The 19,867-nt window shown below is 71.4% G+C and carries 17 protein-coding genes; 12 read left to right on the top strand and 5 right to left on the bottom strand.

Annotated features, from left to right (window positions below):
* Nucleotides 1–78: 78 nt before the first annotated feature.
* On the bottom strand, nt 79–1,260 hold the full coding sequence (locus ABZX22_RS03245) for a hypothetical protein (RefSeq protein WP_354905659.1): 1,182 nt from the start codon (nt 1,258–1,260) through the stop codon (nt 79–81).
* Between the two features lie 443 nt (nt 1,261–1,703).
* Here ABZX22_RS03245 and ABZX22_RS03240 point away from each other — a divergent pair, with 443 nt between their 5' ends.
* Complete coding sequence (locus ABZX22_RS03240) at nt 1,704–3,752, top strand: thioredoxin domain-containing protein (protein WP_354905656.1); 2,049 nt, start codon at nt 1,704–1,706, stop codon at nt 3,750–3,752.
* Nucleotides 3,753–3,805: 53 nt separating this feature from the next.
* On the opposite strand, the gene ABZX22_RS03235 is transcribed toward ABZX22_RS03240, so the two are convergent.
* Entirely contained in the window at nt 3,806–5,923 is a 2,118-nt protein-coding gene (locus ABZX22_RS03235; RefSeq protein WP_354905653.1) for a transglycosylase domain-containing protein, read from the bottom strand.
* 116 nt (nt 5,924–6,039) lie between these two features.
* Nucleotides 6,040–6,525 (bottom strand): Lrp/AsnC family transcriptional regulator, encoded by a 486-nt coding sequence (locus ABZX22_RS03230; protein ID WP_354905651.1) that lies wholly within the window; start codon nt 6,523–6,525, stop codon nt 6,040–6,042.
* Between the two features lie 67 nt (nt 6,526–6,592).
* Between ABZX22_RS03230 and hppD the strand changes: the two genes are divergently transcribed.
* The 5 genes from hppD to ABZX22_RS03205 all read left to right on the top strand — a co-directional run bounded on the left by hppD (nt 6,593) and on the right by ABZX22_RS03205 (nt 11,391).
* Nucleotides 6,593–7,735 carry a 4-hydroxyphenylpyruvate dioxygenase gene (hppD, locus tag ABZX22_RS03225; RefSeq protein WP_354905648.1) on the top strand — a complete coding sequence of 381 codons (1,143 nt, stop codon included), beginning with the start codon at nt 6,593–6,595 and terminating at the stop codon, nt 7,733–7,735.
* Between the two features lie 141 nt (nt 7,736–7,876).
* Nucleotides 7,877–9,292, top strand: a complete 1,416-nt coding sequence (locus ABZX22_RS03220) for a M1 family metallopeptidase (RefSeq protein WP_354905646.1) — start codon at nt 7,877–7,879, stop codon at nt 9,290–9,292.
* A gap of 19 nt (nt 9,293–9,311) precedes the next feature.
* The gene (locus ABZX22_RS03215; protein WP_354905644.1) at nt 9,312–9,644 is read left to right on the top strand and encodes a PadR family transcriptional regulator; all 333 of its coding nucleotides are present in this window, start codon (nt 9,312–9,314) and stop codon (nt 9,642–9,644) included.
* Nucleotides 9,641–10,525 (top strand): hypothetical protein, encoded by an 885-nt coding sequence (locus tag ABZX22_RS03210; RefSeq protein WP_354905642.1) that lies wholly within the window; start codon nt 9,641–9,643, stop codon nt 10,523–10,525. Before ABZX22_RS03215 ends, ABZX22_RS03210 begins: the two co-directional genes overlap by 4 nt.
* A 26-nt stretch (nt 10,526–10,551) precedes the next feature.
* Complete coding sequence (locus ABZX22_RS03205; RefSeq protein ID WP_354905639.1) at nt 10,552–11,391, top strand: hypothetical protein; 840 nt, start codon at nt 10,552–10,554, stop codon at nt 11,389–11,391.
* A 6-nt stretch (nt 11,392–11,397) separates the two neighbouring features.
* On the opposite strand, the gene ilvA is transcribed toward ABZX22_RS03205, so the two are convergent.
* Entirely contained in the window at nt 11,398–12,609 is a 1,212-nt protein-coding gene (ilvA, locus tag ABZX22_RS03200) for a threonine ammonia-lyase (protein WP_354905637.1), read from the bottom strand.
* A gap of 76 nt (nt 12,610–12,685) precedes the next feature.
* Between ilvA and ABZX22_RS03195 the strand changes: the two genes are divergently transcribed.
* The 6 genes from ABZX22_RS03195 (at nt 12,686) to ABZX22_RS03170 (ending at nt 18,673) form a co-directional block, all read left to right on the top strand.
* The gene (locus ABZX22_RS03195; RefSeq protein ID WP_354905636.1) at nt 12,686–13,579 is read left to right on the top strand and encodes a hypothetical protein; all 894 of its coding nucleotides are present in this window, start codon (nt 12,686–12,688) and stop codon (nt 13,577–13,579) included.
* 33 nt (nt 13,580–13,612) lie between these two features.
* The gene (locus tag ABZX22_RS03190) at nt 13,613–13,951 is read left to right on the top strand and encodes a PadR family transcriptional regulator (protein WP_354905633.1); all 339 of its coding nucleotides are present in this window, start codon (nt 13,613–13,615) and stop codon (nt 13,949–13,951) included.
* Entirely contained in the window at nt 13,948–14,841 is an 894-nt protein-coding gene (locus ABZX22_RS03185; RefSeq protein WP_354905632.1) for a hypothetical protein, read from the top strand. The genes ABZX22_RS03190 and ABZX22_RS03185 overlap by 4 nt, the downstream gene beginning before the upstream one ends.
* Before the next feature lie 136 nt (nt 14,842–14,977).
* Nucleotides 14,978–16,819: a peptidoglycan-binding protein gene (locus tag ABZX22_RS03180; RefSeq protein ID WP_354905629.1), complete on the top strand. Its 1,842-nt coding sequence runs from the start codon at nt 14,978–14,980 to the stop codon at nt 16,817–16,819.
* Nucleotides 16,812–17,498: an ABC transporter ATP-binding protein gene (locus ABZX22_RS03175; protein ID WP_354905627.1), complete on the top strand. Its 687-nt coding sequence runs from the start codon at nt 16,812–16,814 to the stop codon at nt 17,496–17,498. Before ABZX22_RS03180 ends, ABZX22_RS03175 begins: the two co-directional genes overlap by 8 nt.
* The gene (locus ABZX22_RS03170; RefSeq protein ID WP_354905625.1) at nt 17,498–18,673 is read left to right on the top strand and encodes an ABC transporter permease; all 1,176 of its coding nucleotides are present in this window, start codon (nt 17,498–17,500) and stop codon (nt 18,671–18,673) included. Before ABZX22_RS03175 ends, ABZX22_RS03170 begins: the two co-directional genes overlap by 1 nt.
* A gap of 22 nt (nt 18,674–18,695) precedes the next feature.
* Here the strand turns inward: ABZX22_RS03170 and ABZX22_RS03165 are convergent, their stop codons facing one another.
* The gene (locus ABZX22_RS03165) at nt 18,696–19,865 is read right to left on the bottom strand and encodes an FIST N-terminal domain-containing protein (protein WP_354905622.1); all 1,170 of its coding nucleotides are present in this window, start codon (nt 19,863–19,865) and stop codon (nt 18,696–18,698) included.
* Between the last annotated feature and the right edge of the window lie 2 nt (nt 19,866–19,867).

Below are 19,867 nucleotides of genomic sequence, written 5' to 3'. Positions count from 1 at the left end.
CCCCCTGACGTGGGAGTGAGGAAACCGTGGCCGTGCCGCCCTGGTCACGGGCGCGGGCCGGATAGGCGTGCTGCGCGCTCATTCCTCCGCCGACCAGGCCCGTTCCAGCGCCGCAGGCAGGCCCCACCAGCCCAGCGGGGTGAGGACGTCGTCCTCGTCCACGATGCCCAGGTAGGCCCACAGCCCGGTCACGTGGGTGAACAGGGTCTCGGTGGTGTCGAGGTCGTCGGGATCGTCCATGTCGACCGTGATGTCCTCGGACTCCGCGATGAGCCGGGCGATCCGCTCCGGCGAGGCCAGCACGCCGGGCCCCAGCCGGGCCAGCGCCGCCACCGCGGCCAGCCAGTCGGCGTGATGGATGGCGCACAGCGCGGCCAGCACCGCCTCCTCGTGGGTGAGGTCCTCGTCCGCCGGCTCAGGAGCCAGGTCCTTCTCCTGGTCCTGGCCCAGGACCCGGTCCAGGTCCACGTCCTCGTCCAGGTCGGAGACCGGGCCCGCGATCCCGGCGACGACCGACAGCCACAGCTCCCTGTCGTCGTCGGGCATGAGCCCGCCCTCGAACCCGGCGCACGCCCGCAGCACGTTGCCGGGATAGCCGGGAAAGACGAGCACCTCCCTGAGCCTGGCCGCGGCCTGGCGCAGCTCGGGCTCCGGCAGCTCGGGGCGTTTGGGCAGCTCGTCGAGGATCCTTCGCAGCTCGGCCAGCGCGTAGGACTCCTCCTCGTCCCACGCCGCGAACAACTCCTCGTCCTGCTCGTCGCTCACCACCAGCACCGGCACCCTGCCGTCCGGCAGCGCCGTGTTGAGCCAGCGCTCCTGCAGCTCCTCGTAGGCGGCGCGGGCCGCCGGATCGCCCGTCGCCAGGGCGTCGGGGTCGGTCTCGCCCGCCTCGACGCGCCGCTCCAGGTAGGCGACGAAGAGCGCGTACATCTCCTCGGCGACCGGGCCGCGCTCGTCCTCCTCGGGCCAGACGAAGTAGCTGGGCGTGAGCAGGATCGGCTCGCTGCCGGTGGCCTCCAGCCAGCGTTGCACGTCGCCCACCGTGGCCGTGCCGGCCTCGATCGAGCTGAGCGTGGCCCTCGCGGTGTCCCAGAAGACCGGCGAGAGCGGGTTGCCGGCGGCCAGCATCGCCCGCCGCAGGTCCGGCAGGGCCACCAGCGCCACCCCGGACGGGACGGCCAGCAGCGCGCGGGCCACATCCCTGCGGGTCAGCTCGGTCGCGGCGCGTTCGGCATGAGCGCTCACGAAGTCAAGGTCCACGCTCGGTAACCTACCCACCCAGCCCTCTCTTCTGCGTATCCCCCCACCTTCCGGGTCCGTCCTCCAGGTCTGCCGGTGTCCGGCCTGCCGTGGGTCGACCCGCCTTCCCGGCCCGGCCCGTACGGCAAGCCGGTCTGGCGCCTCCCCGGTCGCGGGGTGCCGTCCGCCGCGGGCGCGCCGCCCAGCAGGACTCCGGTCCCCGCCGTCACGGACCCCCGCCACCCTCGGCCCGCACTCCACCGAGGCGCTCGAACGCAGGATCGCCGAGCCGGCCGACACCCGCGCAGGAGTCCTGACCGCCGTGGACGGCGGCGCGGGCCTGGGCGTGGGAATGACCAGGTAGGGGCCGGGAGAGGGGAAGGGCCTGGGCGTTGCGGGGGCGCGGGGACGGCGGTGGTCGGTGGGGCGGTCGCCGGTGGTGGCGAGCGTGAGAGGCTGGCCCTATGAACAGGCTGAAGCACGCCACCAGCCCCTACCTTCAGCAGCACGCCGACAACCCGGTCGACTGGTTCGAGTGGGGCGAGGAGGCGTTCGAGGAGGCGCGACGGCGCGACGTGCCGCTGCTGATCTCGGTCGGCTACTCGGCCTGTCACTGGTGCCACGTCATGGCGCACGAGAGCTTCGAGGACGTCGAGACCGCCCGCCTGATGAACGAGCGCTTCGTCAACGTCAAGGTCGACCGCGAGGAGCGGCCCGATGTCGACGCCGTCTACATGAGCGCCACGCAGGCCATGACGCAGCAGGGCGGGTGGCCGATGACGGTGTTCGCGACGCCGGAGGGCCACCCCTTCTACTGCGGAACCTACTTCCCGAAGCCCCAGTTCCAGCGCCTGCTCGTCGGGGTGCACACCGCGTGGACCGAGGACCGGCGGCAGGTGGTGGAGCAGGGCTCGAAGGTCGTCGAGGCGCTCACCGGCGGATCGACGCTGCCGAGCGGTCCGGTGCCGACGGCCCAGACGCTGACGGTGGCTGTGGAGAACCTCCTGCGGTCCTTCGACCCGGTGCGCGGCGGCTTCGGCGGCGCGCCCAAGTTCCCGCCGTCGATGGTGCTGGAGTTCCTGCTGAGATACCAGGGCGACGGTGCCGTGGCGGCCAGGGACATGGCGGCCAGGACGCTGGAGGCGATGGCGCGGGGCGGGATCTACGACCAGCTCGGCGGCGGCTTCGCCCGCTACAGCGTCGACGCCGGGTGGGTGGTCCCTCACTTCGAGAAGATGCTCTACGACAACGCGCTGCTGCTCAGGGTCTACACGCACTGGTGGAAGTCCTCGGGCGCGCCGCTGGCCAGGCGGGTCGCGCCGGAGACCGCCGACTGGCTGCTACGGGAGATGCGTACCGCCGAGGGCGGCTTCGCCTCGGCGCTCGACGCCGACAGCGAGGGCGAGGAGGGCAGGTTCTACGTCTGGACGCCCGCCCAGCTGCGGGAGGTCCTCGACCCCGAGGACGCCGCGTGGGCGATCGAGCTGTTCGAGGTGACGGGCACCTTCGAGCACGGCACCTCGGTGCTGCAACTGCTCGGTGACCCGGACGACGCCGACCGGTTCGCCCGGGTGCGGTCGCGGCTGATGTCGGCCAGGGACCAGCGGGTACGGCCGGGCCGCGACGACAAGGTGGTCGCGGCGTGGAACGGCCTGGCCGTGGCCGCGCTCGCGGAGACGGGAGCGGTGTTCGAGCGGCCCGACCTGGTGGAGGCGGCGCGGCAGGCCGCGACCCTGCTGGAGCGGGTGCACCTCGACGGCGACCGGCTGCTGCGGACCTCCCGTGACGGGCACGCCGGGCGGAACGCGGGCGTGCTGGAGGACTACGCCGACCTTGCCGAGGGGCTGCTCGCGCTGTACGGGGTGACGGGCGAGGTGCGGTGGTTCGCGCTGGCGGACCGGCTGCTGGAGGTGGTCCTGTCCCGCTTCGCGGACGGGCGCGGCGGCTTCTTCGACACGGCGGACGACGCCGAGCGGCTGTTCCAGCGGCCCCAGGATCCGACGGACAACGCCACGCCGTCCGGGCAGTTCGCCGCGGCGGGGGCGTTGCTGTCGTACGCGGCGCTGACCGGGTCGGCGCGGCACCGGGAGGCCGCCGCGTCGGCGCTCGGCACGGTGTCGGTGCTGGCCGCTGGGCATGCGAGGTTCGCGGGCTGGGGCCTGGCGGTGGCGCAGGCCGCGCTGGCCGGGCCGGCCGAGGTGGCGATCGTGGGGCCCGTGGACGATCCGCGCACGCGAGCGCTGCACCGGGCGGCGCTGCTGGCCGACGTGCCGGGCATGGTGATCGCCGTGGGCGACGCCCAACCGGAAGGCCCCGCGACCACCAGCGCAGGCGGCGGCGCGGGCAGCGGCGTGGACGGTGGCACGGGCGGTGTCAGGGTGCCGTTGCTTGAGGAACGGGGGCTGGTCGGCGGGGCGCCCGCCGCCTACGTCTGCCGGGGCTTCACCTGCCGCCTCCCGGTGACCACCCCGGCCGACCTGCTCGCCGAACTGGCGGCCCCCGGGGCGGGTTGAAGCCTGCTCACCGAACTGGCGGCCCCGGGTCGGGTTCAGGCCTGCTCGCCGAGCTAGCGGCCCCCGGGGCGGGTTGAGGCGTCGTCCAGCCGGTCGGGCTCGGCCGGCTGGCCGGTGTTCGGCGCCTCGGTGTCCTGGGCCTCGCCCCTGTCGGTCTCCTCGGGAACGACCGGGTTCTGCGGCGTGGCCGGCTGCTCGGACGGCGGGGGGCTCTGCGGGTCGTCCTGCCGCTCGCCGTTCCACTGGCCCGGCCAGGTGTCCTGGGGCCGGTCGTAGCCGGTGTCGTAACCGTCGTCGTAGCCGGTGTCGGGGCCGCGGTCGTCGCCGCGGGGGGCCTGGGTGTCGTCCCAGCGGTCGTAGCCGTACTGCGACGGCTGGGGGAACTGCTCGACGGGCTCGCCGTCGAGCGCCTCCGTCATGAACGCCTTCCAGATGCGGGCGGGCAGCTGGCCGCCGAACTGCACGCCGTACCCGGGGACCTCGACGGTCTTGTTGTCGTCGCGGAACATGTTGACCGCGGTGGCCAGTTGCGGGGTGAAGCCGTTGAACCAGACCGCGGCGTTGCTGTCGGTGGTGCCGGTCTTGCCGGCGACCGGCCGGTCGTAGAGGCGGGCGCCGGTGCCGGTGCCGTACTTGACGACGTGTTCCATGGCGTAGATCGTGTCGGCGGCGGCCTGCTCGCTGACCACGGTGGTCGCCTTGGGTTTGATGACCGACTTCTTGCCGTTGGCGTCGGTCACCGACTTGACGACGTGGCTCTCCATGTGGACGCCGCCGTTGGCGAAGCTGGCGAAGCCTGAGGCGTTCTGCACGGCGCTGACGGAGGAGACGCCGAGCGGGAAGGAGGCGTAGGCCCGCTGCGCCTCGAGTTGGGCGGCGGGGATGCCGGCCGCCTCGGCGACCTTGGCGACCTTGTCGAGGCCGACCTTCTGGCCGAGGTCGACGAAGGCGGTGTTGACCGAGTTCTGGGTGGCGCGGATCAGGTCGACGTATCCGTAGGAACGCCCGCTGTCGTTGGGGATCGGCTGGGAGGCGCCGCGCACGGAGATGGGCGAGTTGCCGTTGACCGTGGTCGAGAGGGGCAGGCCGCTGTCGAGCGCGGCGGCCAGCGTGTACGGCTTGAACGTCGAACCGGCCTGCACCTTCGCTGAGAAGGCGTTGTCCCACGACTGGTCCTTGCTTCCGCCGTAGAAGGCGACGACCTCGCCGGTCGCGGGGTCGACCGCGGCCAGGCCGGTGCGCACCTTCGTGGACGTGGACTCCGGCAGCACGGACTTCACCGCGCGCTCGGCGGCGCCCATGAGGTTCTTGTCGAAGGTGGTGACGATCTTCAGGCCGCCGCTGTCGATCTGCTCGTCGGTGTAGCCGCGGGCGTTGAGCTCCTCGCGCACCCTGTCGACCATGACCTGGTCCTGACCCTTGAGCGCGAAGGCGGCCCTGGGCTTCTTGAGCTCGGGGAAGTCCTGCTTGGCGGCGTCCGCGGCGGTCAGGGCGCCCGTCTGGACCATGGCGTCGACGACCGCCCTCCAGCGCGCCTCGGCCGCGGCGCGGTCGCCGCCCTTGGGGTCGGCGAACCTGCTGGGCTGCTGGATGACCGCGGCCAGGTAGGCGCCCTCGGCGACGGTGAGGCTCTCGACGTTCTTGCCGAAGTAGGCCTGCGCCGCGGCCTGGACGCCGTTGGCGCCCCTGCCGAAGTAGATGGTGTTGAGGTACTGCTCGAGCACCCAGTCCTTCGACTTGGACTGGTCGACCTTGATGGAGATCAGGATCTCCTTGAACTTCCTGGTGATCGAGCGTTCCTGGCTCAGGCCGCTGTAGTAGTTGCGGACCATCTGCTGGGTGATCGTGGAGCCGCCCTGCAGCTGCTGCCCCGTGACGGTGGACCACACGGCGCGGGCGGTGCCCTTCAGCGACACGCCGCTGTCGGTGTAGAAGGAGCGGTTCTCCGCGGCGATGACGGCGTCGCGGACGTGCGGCGGCACCTGGGCGAGCTTGACGTTCTTGCGGTTGACGCCCTGCTTGGCCAGGACCGTCTTGCCGTCGCGGTAGTAGATCACCGAGCCCTGCGCCGTGGCTTCCTTCTGGGTGCTGTCCGGGATGGGCGTCATGGCCCATGCGACGCCGAACAGCGCGACCGTCGCGAGGATCCCGGCACCGAACGCGATGGCCACCCATCGCAGAATCCGCCGTTTGCCCACGCTCTTCGCCACAGACTCCCCCCCGATCGCACGCTCAGCAAACCCCCGTCAGCTGGCGGAAGGCCAAGAATAAACGATCGGTAACGATGCTAAGACTTTCGCACGCCTCGTCGTGGTACATCCATGACCAATGGCAGAACTCGGTATGGGACCGGAGTGTCGAGCACGATCACCGAGGAAGTCCGCAGAACCCCCTGCACGGCGACGATCTGGTCGATGACGCGCTGGAGGTCGGCGTTGGTGCGCGCCACGACCCTGCACAGCAGGTCGCTGCCTCCGGTGATGGTGTGGACCTCCAGCACCTCCGGGATGCGCGCGAGCTGGTCGGCGACCGGATCGTGGCCGCTCACCTGGCGGATCTCCATGGTGACGAACGCGGTCACGTCGTAGCCGAGCGCCGCCGCCGACACGTCGGGGCCGAAACCGGTGATGACCCCCCTGGCGATCATCCGGTCGAGTCTCGCCTGCACCGTGCCGCGGGCCACGCCGAGCCGGCGCGAACACTCCAGAACTCCGAGGCGCGGCTCAGTGGAGAGCAGACTGAGCAGTTTGGCGTCCAGTTCGTCGATGGTCATGGACAGATTGTCCACTGGTTCAAGTAACAGTTGCACAAGGCGTCCATACAAATTGAGAGTTATCGGTATGAGCGATGAGTTTCCGGTCAAGGGCATGGACGCCGTGGTGTTCGCTGTGGGCAACGCCAAGCAGGCGGCCCACTACTACTCCACCGCGTTCGGGATGAAGGTGGTCGCCTACCGCGGCCCGGAGAACGGCAGCAGGGACGAGGTCGCCTACGTCCTCGCCTCGGGCGGGGCGCGGTTCGAGTTCCGCGCGTCGGTAAGGCCGCAGCGCGCCGACGAAGGCCGAAGCGGGCGCGACCACGGACATGGCATCGACCTGGCCCGCCACGTCGCCGAGCACGGTGACGGCGTGATCGACTTGGCCATCGAGGTGCCCGACGTCGAGGCGGCCTACGCGCACGCCCTCGCCAAGGGCGCCAAGGGGCTGGCCGAGCCGTACACGCTGGAGGACGAGAACGGCAAGGTCGTGGTCGCGGCCATCGCCACCTACGGCGAGACCCGGCACACCCTGGTCGACCGGTCCAACTACTCCGGCCCCTACCTGCCCGGATACCGTGCGGCCGAGCCCATCGTGGCGCCCCCGGCCAAGCGCTTCTTCCAGGCGATCGACCACTGCGTGGGCAACGTCGAGCTCGGCAAGATGGACGAGTGGGTGGAGTTCTACCGGAACGTGATGGGCTTCACCAACATGGCGGAGTTCGTCGGCGACGACATCGCCACCGAGTACTCCGCGCTGATGTCGAAGGTCGTCGCGGACGGCACCCGCAAGGTGAAGTTCCCGCTCAACGAGCCCGCGATCAGCCGCAAGAAGTCGCAGATCGACGAGTACCTGGAGTTCTACGGCGGTCCCGGCGTGCAGCACATCGCGCTGGCCACCAACGACATCCTCACGACCGTCGACAACATGAGGGCGGCGGGCGTGGAGTTCCTCGACACCCCCGACTCCTACTACGACGACCCCGAGCTGCGCGCCAGGATCGGCGAGGTGCGGGCGCCGATCGAGGAGCTGAAGCAGCGCAAGATCCTCGTCGACCGCGACGAGGACGGCTACCTGCTGCAGATCTTCACCAAGCCCGTGCAGGACCGCCCGACGGTGTTCTTCGAGCTGATCGAGCGGCACGGCTCGCTCGGCTTCGGCAAGGGCAACTTCAAGGCGCTGTTCGAGGCGATCGAGCGCGAGCAGGAGCGTCGCGGCAACCTGTAGGGTCCGCCCGATCACGCTCGCCCGAAGCCCCGGAGCAGGCCGCCGCCGCTCCGGGGCTTCGCCCTGTCCGACGGGAACGCCGGGTGACGATGCGGCCACTATGCGTGCCCGGCCGTGGCGGCTCGCGTAGGCTGATGGACCATGCGCTCCGCTCTGCTCCTGACGCTTCTGGGGGCGGTCGCCTGCGCCCCGCTCGACGGGACCGCGGCGTCGTCCGCCCCGCCCGCTCCGGTGACGAGCCCGGGGGAGCCGGGTCGGGGCATCGGCGATCCCGACTTCCCCCTGGACGGCAACGGCGGCTACGACGTCACGCGCTACCACCTCAAGATCGACTATGACCCCGCGGCCAAGCGGCTGAACGGCCTGGCCTCGATCCAGGCCAAGGCGACGCAGCCGCTGCCGCGCTTCAATCTCGACCTCGCGGGGTTCCAGGTCTCCGAGGTCACGGTCGACGGCGCGCGGGCCACGGTCGCGCGCAGCGGCGACGAGCTGACGGTGACCCCGGCCCAGCAGTTGCGCGAGGGCCGCGCCTTCACCGTCACCGTCGCCTACGCGGGCCGGCCCCGGCCGGTCACCGGTTCCACCAACCTCGGCACCTACGGCTTCGTGCCGACCGATGACGGCGCCTTCGTCGCCTGCCAGCCCAACGGCGCCAAGACCTGGTTCCCGGCCAACGACCACCCCGCCGACAAGGCGCGCTTCGACTTCGAGCTGACCGTGCCGCAGGGGCTGACGGCGCTGGCGAACGGCGAGCAGACCGGGCAGCCCGTCACGCGCGCCGGCAAGACCACGTTCACCTGGTCGGAGAAGCACCCGATGGCCACCTACCTGGCGACGATGACGCTGGGCAGGTTCGAGCTGCGCCAGGGCACGACCGCGAAGGGCATCCCCAACCTGGCCGCCGCCGACCCGAAGTTCGCCTCGACGCTCGACAGCCTCTACACGACCTCCGGCGAGGTGACCGACTACTGGTCGACGGTGTTCGGGCCCTACCCGTTCTCGTCGACGGGCGGCGTGGTCGACGACTTCGCGGCGGGCTACGCGCTGGAGAACCAGACCAAGCCGATGTACGGCGGTTTCCGGCCGGACGAGAGCATCATCGCCCACGAGCTGGCTCACCAGTGGTTCGGCGACAGCCTGTCGATCAAGCGGTGGAAGGACCTGTGGCTCAACGAGGGCTTCGCCACGTACGCGGAGTGGCTGTGGTCGGAGCACAAGGGCAGGGCGAGCGCGCAGAGCGTCTTCGACGGCTACTACGCCAGGCCCGCCGGCGACGCGATGTGGGCCTACCCGCCCGGCCGGGCCCGGCCGGGTGACCTGTTCAACGAGTCGGTCTACACCCGTGGCGGCATGACGCTGCACGCGCTGCGCATGAGCGTCGGCGACGACGTCTTCTTCAGGATCCTCAAGGAGTGGGCCGACCGCCACAAGTACGGTCACGTCACGACACCGCAGTTCGTCGCCCTCGCCGAGCGGCTGTCGGGCAAGGATCTCGATCCCCTCTTCAACGCCTGGCTCTTCGAGGCGAGAAAGCCGGCCTTGTCATCACTCCGTTAAACGGAGTATCTTGATCGCCATGCCGAGAAGATCAACGGAAGTCAGCGAGCCGATGTACTTCGTGCTCGCCGCGCTTCTCGACGGCCCCCTGCACGGGCACGCGATCGTCGGGCGGGTCATCGAGCTGTCACGCGACCGCGTGAAGCCGTCGGTCAGCACCCTCTACGGCATCCTCGAGCGGCTCACCGCCCAGGGCACGCTCATCGTCGACCGCGAGGAGGTCGTCGACGGCCGCAACCGCCGCTACTTCCGCATCACCGATCGCGGCAGGGCGATCGCCGAGGCCGAGGCCGAGCGCATGCACCACGCGGCCAGCGTGGTCAGAGGCCGCCGCGACCTGGGCCTGGCGTGAGCCCGCTCGAACGGCGCTACCGGCGGCTCATCCGGGCCTACCCGCGCGCCTACCGCGCGGCGCACGGCGAGGAACTGCTGGACGTCCTGCTCGGGCACACCGACCCGCGGCGCTCCAGGCCACCGCTGAGGGAGGTGGTGAGCCTGCTGGCCAACGGCCTGAAGGAGCGGGCCTGGCAGGCCACCACCGCTCCGGCCTGGTCCGACGGCCTCCACCTCGGCGTGACCGCGCTGTGCGCGGCCTCCCTGGCGGCCTGGCTGCCCTATGCCGCGTCGATCCCGCTCTGGTGCGCGCTGTCCGCGCTCGCCCTCGTCCTGGTGGTCATGGGCCGGGTACGGCCGGCGCTACCGCTGGCGCTGCTCACCGGGATCAAGTCGTGGGCACTCGGCACCGGCGTCGTCTTCGTGGACGCCACGCCGCTGCCGGTCGAGCCCGCCTTCCTGACACCGGACCCGCTCTACGGCCTCAGCGGCCCGCTCGGCGCGGTCGCCGGGCCCGCGCTGGCCTGCGCCGGGCTGGCGGTCCTGGCCCTGCGGGAGGACCGGCCGCGCAGGCGTTCGCCGTGGTGGCTCGCCACCGTACCCCTGCTGGCGACGGCCGGTCCCGCCTGGATGTCGCTCGACGAACCCGCCCCCGCGGTCGCGGTCAGGATCGCGGCCGAGGCCGTGACGCTGGCGGGCGCGGTGTGGGCCGGCCGCCTGACCGGTGACCTGCGCTGGGCGCTGGCCGCCGCGCTCTACCTGGTGGCCGGCTCGGCCGCCTTCGCCCAGCACCTGATGGACCAGTCGCGCCAGGACCTCGCCTACTGGGGGCTGCTGGCGTTCCTCACCCTTGTCGCGGCCGTCGCGCCGCGCGGGTCGCGCATGCGCGCGTTCACCTGATCACCCGACAGATCCGGAGTTTCTCCATGCGTCGTGTCACGTGGTTGCTTTCGCTTGCCCTCGTCACGGGCTGCACGGCCGAGCAGGCCGCCACCCCCGCCCCCGCCGCCAAGGCGCCCGATCCCCGGCCCAGGATGCAGCAGATCATGGCTGACTGCATGAAACAGCAGGGCTTCAAGTACATCCCCTTCGTCCGGCCCAGCCAGCCGAAGCCCGACAGGACCACCTACGAGGGGATGACGGCCTATCGCCAGAAATACGGCTTCGGGGTGTTCGCCATGCACGTCTACCCCAAGGATCCCCTGGCCGGAGGCGCCGAGGCCGAGATCGCCGAGAACCCCAACAACAAGATCATGATGAACCTGAACTCCTCGCAGCTCGCCTCCTACCGGAAGGCTGAGAAGACCTGTCTCGGCAAGGCCGCCAAGGAGGTGCTCGACAAGGACGTCACCTCCACGGACCACGCCGTGGACCTGTTGAACGCGGCCTCTGCCAGGCTGGAGGCCACCGAGATCGACGGCGACCCGGAACTGGTCGTCCTGGCCGGGGATTTCGCCGACTGCCTCACCGCCAAGGGGGTCAAGGTGTCCTCGACCAAGCCGACCGCGCTCGCCAGGAGAGGCACCGACGCCTTCTGGGCCGAGTCCAACAAGCTGGGCGACCAGCAGTTCCCCGACCGCGCGGACGGTCACAGCTACACCCCCGAGCTCACCGCCGCGCAGGCCAGGTCGTACCTGGACCGCGAGGTCAAGGCGGCCATGCAGGACCTGGAGTGCGGGAAGGAGTTCTACACCCGCTTCGCGCCCAAGCAGTCCTCCATCGACACGCGGGTGATGGCCGAGTACGGCCCGCTGATCGGCCTGTAGCCGTCGTCAGCCGAAGATTTTGTAGCCCTCCCGCGTGAGCACCCCCAGCACCTCGTCGCTGTGTGCCTGACCACGGGTCGACAGTTGCAGCCGCACCTCGACCTCGTCGACGTGCAGGCTGGCGCTGACCCACTCGTGGACGATGTCGATCACGTTGGCGCGCAGCTCGCCGAGCGTGACGAGCAGGCCGGCCAGCGCGCCAGGCCGGTCGGACAGCCTGATCCTGACCGTGAGGTAGCGCCCCGCGGCGGCCAGGCCGTGCCGTAGCACGTTGGACAGCAGCAGCGGGTCGATGTTGCCGCCCGACAGCACCGCCACCACCGGCGGCTCGAACGTGCGCGGATGCGCGAGCAGCGCCGCCACCCCCACCACGCCGGCGGGTTCGACGACCAGCTTCCCTCGCTCGACGCACAGCACGAGCGCGCGGGAGATCTCCTCCTCCGACACCGTCACCACGCTGTCGACCAGATAGTGGATCATGTCGAACGGCAGCTCGCCGGGGCGGCCCACCGCGATGCCGTCGGCCATGGTGCCCGAGGGATCGACCACGACGGGCTCGCCCAGCGCCAGCGAGGCGGGGTAGGCGGCGGCCTGCTCGGCCTGCACGCCGACGATCCGCACGCCCGGCCGCAGCGACTTCACCGCCAGGGCCACGCCCGCGGCCAGCCCTCCGCCGCCGATGCCGAGCACGATCGTGCCCACCTCCGGAAGCTGTTCGATGATCTCCAGGCCGATCGTGCCCTGGCCGGCGATGACGTCGGGGTGGTCGAAGGGGTGGATGAACACCGCTCCGGTGCGCCGTGCGTGTTCTTTCGCCCTGGCCAGCGCCACGTCGACGCTGGTTCCGCCGAGCACGACCTCGACGCCGTAGGCCTGCGTCGCCTCCACCTTGGGCAGCGGCGCGGCCTCCGGCATGTAGACCGTGGCGTGCGTGCCGACCAGGCCCGAGGCCAGCGCCACCCCCTGCGCGTGGTTGCCCGCGCTGGCGGCGACCACGCCCTTGCGCCGCTCGTCGTCGGTCAGCCTGGCGATGCGGACGTAGGCGCCGCGCACCTTGAACGAGCCCGCGCGCTGGAGGTTCTCGCACTTGAGGTGCACGGGGCCGCCGATGGTCTCCGACAGGATCCTGGACCGGAGCACGGGGGTCTGCACGGCGACATCCGCCAGGAGGGCGCGTGCGGCCACCACGTCGTCGAGGGTCACCTGCGGGAGAACCATGCCGCCCAGTCTCCCACCACCCGCGTCGGCGGAACGCTCTTGACCATACTTCGTCACGCGAAGTATGGTCCTCCCCATGCCAGATCAACGCCGAGTTCGGGCGACGAGGTGCGCGACGGCGCTCCTGACCCTCGCCCTGGCCACCGGATGCGCCGGCACCGCGACGCAAGCCGCGCCCAGCCCCGCCGTCCAGGGAGTCGAGCAGCGCAAGGAGGCCGAGCTGGCCACCTGCATGAAGGGCAAGGGCTTCAAGTACGTCGCCTTCGTCGCCAAGGGCCGCACGCTGAGCCAGGAGCGTAAGGCGGCCGGCAGCGGCGACTACGCCGCGATGAAGTCGGTCCGCGGCAAGTACGGCTTCGGGCACTTCGCCGTGTACGTCTACCCCAAGGAGTACGAGAGCCCGATGTTCGAGCCGGAGAACCCGGAGATCAACCCGAACTGGAAGATCCAGAGCTCGCTGTCCCAGCAGCAGCACAAGGCCTACAACAGCGCCTACGAGACCTGCTACGTGGCCGTGATCAAGAAGATCACCGGGAAGGTCGTGGCGTCGTCGATGGACCACTACGAGCAGGTGGACAAGGCCAGGACCCAGGCCAAGGCCCGTGCCCTCGACGGCGACCCCGTCCTGGTGGAGAAGGCGGCGAGCATGGCCGAGTGCCTGAAGGGCAAGGGCTACCGGGCACCCAAGACCAATCCGACCGCGATGGCCGTGCGCGGCGACGAACAGGTCCGCGCCATGGTCGTCAACCTCGGCAAGACCGACGACGTCGACGACAGCAAGCTGCCCGAGGGCCGGATCTACGAGCCCACGCTCACGGCCGCGCAGGCCAGGCCGTACCTCACCAGGGAGATCAGGATCGCGCTCGACGACCTCGAGTGCGGCAAGGGCTTCTACCCGGCCTACCTGCCGAAGGCGAACGAGATCGACGCCAAGGTCGACGAGGAGTTCGGGATGCGGGCATGGTCTTGACGATACTTCGGCGAGCGAAGTACGTTCTCCGCTATGTCCAAGGGATCATCCGGGTTGAGTGAGCAGACCTACTTCGTTCTCGCCGCGCTCCTGGACGGCCCGCTCCACGGACACGCGATCATCAAGAAGGTCGTCGACCTCTCGCAGGGCCGGATCACGCTGGCCGTCGGCACCCTCTACGGCGCGCTCGACCGGCTGGCCGCCAACAGTGTCATCGTGGTGGAGCGCGAGGAGGTCGTCAACGGCCGCAAGCGCCGCTACTTCAGGATCACCGACGAGGGCAACCGCATCGTCGAGGCGGAGGCCAGGCGCATGCAGCAGGCGGCCGCCGTGGTGACCGGACGCCACAGCCTGGGAGCCACGTTCGCATGACCACCCTCGAGCGGCGGTACCGCTGGCTGTTGCGGGCCTATCCGAACGGCTACCGGGCCGACCACGGGGACGAGCTTCTCGGCATCCTGCTGGACAGCGCGGAGCCGGGCCGGGCGATACCTCCGGCACGCGAGGCGGTCGCCCTGGTCGTCGGGGGGATCCGCGCCCGCGTCATCTCGGCGGCACAGGGGCCCGCCTGGACAGACGGGCTGCACAGGGGCGTCGTCGCGCTGGCCATGCTCAACCTCGCGGTGCTCATCCCCTACGCCGGCGGCATCCCGTTGTGGCTGGCCCTGTCGGCCGTCGCCTTCGTGCTGGTCCTGCGCGGCCACGTCAGGCTCGCGCTCCCGGTGGCGGGCGCCGTCGCCGTCAAGGTCACCGCGATCACCATGGGCCACCCGTGGCTGGACGCCACGCTGCTGCCGGTCTTCCCCGACGGGCCGTGGTCGGGCCCCGCCCTGTACGGCCACGGCGGCCCGATCGCCCCGCTGACCTCCAACGCGCTGATCGTCGCCGGACTGCTGGTCCTGGCGAGCAGGCGCGAACGGCCCCGCGCCCGCTCGTGGTGGTGGCTGGCCGCGGTGCCGCTGGTCGCCGGGGCCGACCCGGCGTGGCTCGACATCGTCGCGGGCTCGCCGACCGCGATGGCCAGGGTCTGCCTGGAGGTCGTCCTGCTCGTCGGCGCCGCCTGCGCCGGTCACCTCACCGCCGACCCCCGCTGGGCCGTCGCCGCGGGCGTCTACCTGGTGCCCGCGACGGCCGTGCTCTGGGAGAACGCCTCCGTCGAGCTCGTCGCCAGGCAGGACATCGCCCATGCGGCCCTGCTGGTGGTCCTGACGGGCGCGGCGGTCGCCGTGCCGTTCCGCGCCAGGCGCCGCAGCCTCCGCTAGCGGCTCGTCCCGGCTCCAGTGCCACGAGCTCTCTTCGGCATGCCCGAGAACTTCGGCACCCCCGAGAACCTCAGCATGCCCGAGAACTTCAGCATGCCCGAGAACTTCGGCACCCCCGAGAACAAGGAGTTCCGACGTGAAGTCCCCCCGCAAGGTGCTCGTCGGCACCGTCGCCGGCGTGATCGCCATCGCCGGTGTCGGCTGGGGAGTCAGCACCAGACTGCGCTCGCCCGCCGACGAGGCGGCGCTGCGCAGGCCGCCCAAGGCGTCGCTGGTCACCGCACCCGTCGAGCACACCAGGCTGGCCAGCACGATCGTGGTCAACGGCACCCTCGAGTACGGCTCGCCGCTGCCGATCTCGCTGGCCGGCATGGTCGGCGGCGGGGTCGGCGGCGGGGTCGGCGGCGCGGCCGGTGGCGCGGACACCACCCAGCGCGCCACCCGCGCGCCCCGTCCCGGCACGATCAGGGAGGGCGGGGTCCTCCTGGAGGTGAACGGCAGGCCCGTCTTCGCCATGGCGGGCAAGGTGCCGATGCACCGCACCATCGCACCCGGCGCCAAGGGCGACGACGTCGAGCAGCTGCAGCGGTCGCTGCGCCGCCTCGGGTACGGCACGCGCGTCACGGGCGTGTTCGACCAGGCCACCGTTGCGGCGGTCACCCGGTTCTACGCCAGGAAGGGCTACGCGGCCCAGCAGCCCACGCTGGAGGCCCGCCAGCAGCTCGACACGCTGCGCAAGGCCGTCCAGACCGCGCAGGAGACGCTGGCCGTCGAGCAGAAGACGCTCGACCAGGGCGGCGACGTCCTGCCGTTGAAGCTGAAGCTCACCAACGCCAGGGCGGACCTGAAAGCGGCCGAGCGCGCCCACCGGCAGGCGAAGGAGCAGGAGCACACCACCGAGGACATCGCCAGGATCGAGAGCGCCGACGCCGCCGTCCGGGCCGCCGAGGAGAAGCTGCTGCAGGCCGAGCAGGACCTGGCCGCCGCCAGGGCCGACAACGGCAGGCAGGAGCCGAGCACCGGGCCGAGCACTGGGCCGACCAGCGGGCCGACCACCGGGCCGGGCGCGCCGGGTGCCACCCCGGCGCCGCCGGCCACGCCGAAGCCGCCCGCCGACACGACGCTGCTGGAGCTGAGGGTGTCCAACGCGCGGGCCGACCTCGACGCGGCACGCAGGGCGTACGGGCGGATCGAGGAGGAGGCACGGCAGGCCCGCGAGAAGAAGCTGACCGAGCTGAGCAAGGGCGTGCGGGACGCCGAGGAGGCCGTGGCCGTCGCCGAGCAGGCCCTGCGGCAGGCCCGCGCGCTGTCCCCCGCCAAGCTGAAGGTCGCCAACGCCAGGAAGGACGTCAGCGCGGCTAAGACGCTGATGGCCGAGTACCTGCGCGGCTACGGCACCACGATCCCGCCGGGCGAACTGGTGTTCCTGCCGCGGCTGCCCGCCCGCCTGCACAAGGCCGCGGTCAAGGCCGGCGAGACCGTGGACAAGGCGATCGCCACCGTGACCAGCTCGACCTTCGTCGTCGCGGGATCGGTGGAGGCGACCGAGGCCACCCTGCTCAAGGAGGGCATGCCGGCCGTCATCGAGACCGAGGCGGGCAGGACGTTCCCGGCGCGGCTGACCGCCTTCGGGCAGCAGGCGAAGCTCGCCACCGGCGAGGCCAAGGCGGGTGAGAACACGTCGGCGACGAGCTCGGAACCGGTCCTGATCAGCCCGTTGTCCGGCAAGGGCCTCAGGGGCCTGTCCGGCGCGTCGGTCACCGTCAAGGTGACCGTCGGCGCGACGGACAGCGCGGTCCTCGTCGTGCCGGTGGCCGCGGTCATCACCTCGGCGGACGGCAAGGCGCGGGTCCGGGTGGAGGTCGCGCCGGACAGGACCAGGGACGTCGAGGTGCGCACCGGCCTCACCGCCGACGGCAAGGTCGAGGTGACCGGCGACCTCAAGCAGGGCGACCGGGTGGTGATCAACAGTGCCTGAGCCCGTCATCGCCCTGAACGCCGTCGGCAAGGAGTTCCCCGCCGACCCGCCCGTGCGCGCGCTGTCCGGCGTCTCGCTCGACGTCCACCGGACCGACTACATGGCGATCATCGGCCCTTCGGGGTCGGGCAAGTCCACGCTGCTCAACGTGCTCGGGCTGCTCGACCGGCCCAGCTCGGGCAGCTACCGGCTGGACGGGATCGAGACCACCGAGCTGCCCGACGGCGAGCGCACCAGGCTGCGCGGCAGCCGTATCGGCTTCGTCTTCCAGTCCTTCCATCTGCTCCCCCACCGCAGCGTGGCCGAGAACGTGATGCTGGCCGAGGTGTACCGGAGCGGCGCCGCCAGGCGCGGGCGCAAGGACCGCAGGGCCAGAGCGCTGGCGGCGCTCGAGCGCGTCGGCCTGTCGCACCGGGTGGACTTCCTGCCCGACCGGCTGTCCGGCGGAGAGCGGCAGCGGGCGGCGATCGCCAGGGCGCTGATGGGCGGCCCCTCGCTGCTGCTGTGCGACGAGCCCACGGGCAACCTCGACAGCCGCAACACCGAAGCCGTCCTCGACCTCTTCGACGACCTGCGCGACCAGGGGCTGACGATCGTGGTGATCACCCACGAGAACGAGGTGAGCGACCGGGCGAAGCGCAGGGTCAGGATCACCGACGGCGTCCTGGTGGAGGAGTAGTGGACCTTCGCGACCTGCTGAACGAGGCCATGGCCGGCATGCTGGCCCGCCCCGTCAGGACCGCGCTCACCACCCTCGGCACCGTGCTCGGCATCACCACGCTGGTCATCACGCTCGGCATCGCCGCCACCGCGGGCAACCAGATCGTCGGCAGGTTCGACGAGCTGACCGCCACCGCGATCACCGTCGAGGTCCCCGAGGAACGTACGGCCCTCGTCGAGTGGGACGCCGTCGACCAGGTCACCAGGCTGCGCGGGGTGACGTCGGCCGCCGCCGTCGCCGAGACCAAGGACAGCGCCAACCTGAGCGTGCGCTCCAACAAGATCGTCGACCCGACCAGGGTCACCGACCAGACCCTGACCGTGGTGGCCGCCAGCCCCAGCCTTCCCCAGGCGGTCAAGGGCAGCCTGCTCCAGGGCCGCTTCTTCGACGTGGGGCACCTCGCGCGCAAGGACAGGGTGGTCGTCCTCGGCGAGCAGGCAGCCGCGATGCTCGGCGTCACCCGCCTGGAGGGCGCGCCCGCCGTCTTCATCGGCAAGCACGCCTACACGGTGATCGGCATCCTGGGCGGGATGAAACGGGAGCGGAACCTCGCCAGCGCGGTCATGGTCCCGCCCACGATCGGCAGGCAGTTCGGGCTCAGGGACGTCACCAGGGTGCTCATCAACACCAGTCTGGGTGCCGCCGACCTCGTCGCCGGGCAGGCGCCGCTCGCGCTCAGCCCCGGCAACGAGAGCGTGCTGCAGGTCATCGCGCCGCCGTCGCCCACCAGGGCGCGCGACGCCGTACAGAACGACGTCAACGCGCTGTTCCTGATCCTCGGCCTGGTCTCGCTCGTGGTCGGCGCGGTCGGCATCGCCAACGTCACGCTGGTGACCGTCATGGAACGCGTCGCCGAGATCGGCCTGCGCCGCTCGCTGGGCGCGGCACGCCGGCACATCGCCGCCCAGTTCCTGCTGGAGTCGACGCTCACCGGGCTGACCGGCGGGGTGATCGGGGCCAGCCTCGGCGTGGTCGCGATCGTCGGCGTCTCGGCGGCCAAGCAGTGGACCCCGGTGCTCGACCTGCGGCTGGCCCTGGTGGCGCCGCTCGCGGGGGCGATGGTCGGGCTGCTGGCGGGGCTGTACCCGTCGCTGCGCGCGGCCCGCATGGAACCGGTCGACGCGCTGCGCTGACCCCCGGCCGGCGGAGGTCAGGTCAGGAGGAGAAGACGAGGATCGAGGCGGTGAACCCGTGCACGTGGTTCTGTCCGCCCACGGGCCCCACCTCTCCCGCGGCGAAGAAGCCCGCCAGGCCGATGGAGCCGAGCGTGTCGCGCACCGCCACCGCGTCGTGGTCGGCGGTGCCGAACATCGCCGACCCCCTGCCGTTGCAGGCGAACAGGAGCGCGCCGTCGATCCTGCCCAGCTGCTCGCGGTGCGCGTCGAGCAGGTCGTAGAGGTCCTCGTCGGCGGTGGCGGCGTCGCGCACCTGGAAGCGCACCGTCCTGCCGATGTCGACCACGTCCCCGATGGCCACCGCCTCCCGCTCTGGGTCGATGCCCAGAACGCCGCGGATCAGGAAGTCGCCCCGCTCGTGGTGCTCGGCGTACTCGTCCATCGCCACGCCGATCTGCAGCCCCGAGGCGACCAGCTCGCGGTCGTCCTCGTCGAGCTCGCTGACGATGTCCTCCAGCCTGGCGAGCGCGGGCTGGCCGGCCAGCTCCAGCAGCAGGTTCTCCTCCGCGCTGGTGACGACCATCGTCGGGCCGATCGGCCTGCACCCCTGGCTGACCACCGTGCTGACCTTGACCTCGCCGCCCAGCAGCACGCCGATGGCGCCCTCGTCGTAGACCTCACCCCCGGCGAACAGCCGTACCGAGCCCCTGCCCTGCAGCCCGTTGGCCAGGCCGCCGATCAGCGGCAGGTCGCCGAGCACCTCGGCGGAGCGCTCGACGAAGGCGTCGGTGGGGAAGCTGTAGGGGTCGGCCAGCAGGATCGCCACCCTGTCGTCCGCCTGGCGCTCGGGCAGGCCGATGATCACGAAACGGTCCTCGGCGGTCAGGGTTTCCAGCGCGAACGTGGTCAGCCGGCCGCCGTCGAGCGTGGCCGCCCACGCGCTGACCGACGGGGTGAGCTCCACGCCCTGCCCGTCGCCGATGACGCCGGTCGCGCTGCAGCCGATGACGTGGGCGGCGGGCGCGACGGCCATGGCCCGTTGCCCCGCTCTGGCCACGTCGTCGGGGTCCTCCCCGCAGATGAAGAAGCAGACGAGATCGGCGGGGCCGCTCAGCCCGGCCAGAGCCTGCCGGACGGCCGTCTCCGCGGCGGCGACCAGGTCGGATCCCACAGCGAGGCCGTCCGCGAACCGGCTCGTCAACAGGGCCACGC

The sequence above is a fragment of the Nonomuraea sp. NPDC003804 genome, from assembly GCF_040610675.1.
Lineage (GTDB): Bacteria > Actinomycetota > Actinomycetes > Streptosporangiales > Streptosporangiaceae > Nonomuraea.
The sequence above is the reverse complement of the archived record's forward strand: the minus strand, read 5'-3'. Positions and strand labels throughout refer to the sequence as shown.

Coding starts and splice junctions, on each gene's coding strand:
- hppD (WP_354905648.1), top strand. CDS start 6,593: ATGAGCGATGAGTTTCCGGTCAAGGGCATGGACGCCGTGGTGTTCGCT.
- ABZX22_RS03215 (WP_354905644.1), top strand. CDS start 9,312: ATGCCGAGAAGATCAACGGAAGTCAGCGAGCCGATGTACTTCGTGCTC.
- ABZX22_RS03230 (WP_354905651.1), bottom strand. CDS start 6,525: ATGACCATCGACGAACTGGACGCCAAACTGCTCAGTCTGCTCTCCACT.
- ABZX22_RS03220 (WP_354905646.1), top strand. CDS start 7,877: ATGCGCTCCGCTCTGCTCCTGACGCTTCTGGGGGCGGTCGCCTGCGCC.
- ABZX22_RS03190 (WP_354905633.1), top strand. CDS start 13,613: ATGTCCAAGGGATCATCCGGGTTGAGTGAGCAGACCTACTTCGTTCTC.
- ABZX22_RS03240 (WP_354905656.1), top strand. CDS start 1,704: ATGAACAGGCTGAAGCACGCCACCAGCCCCTACCTTCAGCAGCACGCC.
- ABZX22_RS03205 (WP_354905639.1), top strand. CDS start 10,552: ATGCGTCGTGTCACGTGGTTGCTTTCGCTTGCCCTCGTCACGGGCTGC.
- ABZX22_RS03195 (WP_354905636.1), top strand. CDS start 12,686: ATGCCAGATCAACGCCGAGTTCGGGCGACGAGGTGCGCGACGGCGCTC.
- ABZX22_RS03185 (WP_354905632.1), top strand. CDS start 13,948: ATGACCACCCTCGAGCGGCGGTACCGCTGGCTGTTGCGGGCCTATCCG.
- ilvA (WP_354905637.1), bottom strand. CDS start 12,609: ATGGTTCTCCCGCAGGTGACCCTCGACGACGTGGTGGCCGCACGCGCC.